Source organism: Acinetobacter sp. GFQ9D191M, from assembly GCF_011174875.1.
Classification (GTDB): domain Bacteria; phylum Pseudomonadota; class Gammaproteobacteria; order Pseudomonadales; family Moraxellaceae; genus Acinetobacter.
On sequence record NZ_JAALGV010000115.1, the window covers coordinates 1 to 2246 of the forward strand.

The 2246-nt window shown below is 51.5% G+C and carries 1 rRNA gene (running past one end of the window); it reads right to left on the bottom strand.

Annotation, left to right across the window (positions count from 1 at the left end):
* Nucleotides 1–2246, bottom strand: a 23S ribosomal RNA gene (locus tag G5T77_RS15015); it runs 611 nt beyond the window's last position.

Consider the following 2246-nt stretch of genomic DNA (forward strand, 5'->3'; position numbering starts at 1 on the left):
AGTCAAGCCTCACGAGCAATTAGTATTGGTCAGCTTCATGCATCACTGCACTTCCACATCCAACCTATCAACGTCGTAGTCTTCAACGGCTCTTTAGGAGACATAAAGTCTCGGGGAAATCTTATCTTGAGGTAGGCTTCCCGCTTAGATGCTTTCAGCGGTTATCCCTTCCGAACATAGCTACCCGGCGATGCGACTGGCGTCACAACCGGTACACCAGAGGTTCGTCCACTCTGGTCCTCTCGTACTAGGAGCAGATCCTCTCAAATTTCCAGCGCCCACGGTAGATAGGGACCGAACTGTCTCACGACGTTCTAAACCCAGCTCGCGTACCTCTTTAAATGGCGAACAGCCATACCCTTGGGACCTGCTTCAGCCCCAGGATGAGATGAGCCGACATCGAGGTGCCAAACACCGCCGTCGATATGAACTCTTGGGCGGTATCAGCCTGTTATCCCCAGAGTACCTTTTATCCGTTGAGCGATGGCCCTTCCATACAGAACCACCGGATCACTAAGACCTACTTTCGTACCTGCTCGACTTGTGGGTCTCGCAGTTAAGCGCGCTTTTGCCTTTATACTCTACGCGTGATTTCCGACCACGCTGAGCGCACCTTCGTACTCCTCCGTTACTCTTTAGGAGGAGACCGCCCCAGTCAAACTACCCACCAGACATGGTCCTCGCTCCCGATCAGGGAGCAGAGTTAGAACCTCAATATTACCAGGGTGGTATTTCAAGGACGGCTCCATGGCAACTAGCGTCACCACTTCAAAGCCTCCCACCTATCCTACACAAGTAAGATCAAAGTTCAATGTCAAGCTGCAGTAAAGGTTCACGGGGTCTTTCCGTCTAGCCGCGGGTACACCGCATCTTCACGGCGAATTCGATTTCACTGAGCCTCTGCTGGAGACAGCGCCGCCATCATTATGCCATTCGTGCAGGTCGGAACTTACCCGACAAGGAATTTCGCTACCTTAGGACCGTTATAGTTACGGCCGCCGTTTACTGGGGCTTCGATCAAGAGCTTCGCTTACGCTAACCCCATCAATTAACCTTCCAGCACCGGGCAGGCATCACACCCTATACGTCCACTTTCGTGTTTGCAGAGTGCTATGTTTTTAATAAACAGTTGCAGCGGCCTGGTTTCTGAGGCTGCCAACAGCTCAAGGAGCAAGTCCTATCACCGCCGGCAGCGTACCTTCTCCCGAAGTTACGGTACCATTTTGCCTAGTTCCTTCAGCAGAGTTCTCTCAAGCGCTTTGGTCTACTCGACCTGACCACCTGTGTCGGTTTCGGGTACGATTCCAGTGTAACTGAAGCTTAGAGACTTTTCCTGGAAGTATGGTATCAGCCACTTCACCAGTAAACTGGCTTGCTATCAACTCTCAGCATAGAGCACCCCGGATTTGCCTAAGATGCATGCCTACAGTCTTCCACCTGGACAACCAACGCCAGGCTGACTTAACCTTCTCCGTCCTCTCATCGCATTACACTGAAGTATTGGAATATTAACCAATTTCCCATCGACTACGCCTCTCGGCCTCGCCTTAGGGGTCGACTCACCCAGCCCCGATTAACGTTGGACTGGAACCCTTGGTCTTTCAGCGAACGGGTTTTTCACCCGTTTTGTCGTTACTCACGTCAGCATTCGCACTTCTGATACCTCCAGCAGACTTCTCAATCCACCTTCATCGGCTTACAGAACGCTCCCCTACCACTTGCAATAAATTGCAAATCCGCAGCTTCGGTACATAGTTTTAGCCCCGTTACATCTTCCGCGCAGGCCGACTCGACTAGTGAGCTATTACGCTTTCTTTAAAGGGTGGCTGCTTCTAAGCCAACCTCCTAGCTGTCTATGCCTTCCCACATCGTTTCCCACTTAACTATGATTTAGGGACCTTAGCTGGCGGTCTGGATTGTTTTCCTCTTGACTACGGACGTTAGCACCCGCAGTCTGTCTCCCGGATAGTACTCATTGGTATTCGGAGTTTGCATCGGTTTGGTAAGTCGGGATGACCCCCTAGCCGAAACAGTGCTCTACCCCCAATGGTATTCGTCCGAGGCGCTACCTAAATAGCTTTCGGGGAGAACCAGCTATCACCGAGTTTGATTAGCCTTTCACCCCTATCCACAAGTCATCCCCTGGCTTTTCAACGACAGTGGGTTCGGTCCTCCAGTTAGTGTTACCCAACCTTCAACCTGCTCATGGATAGATCACCCGGTTTCGGGTCTATACCCAGCAACTA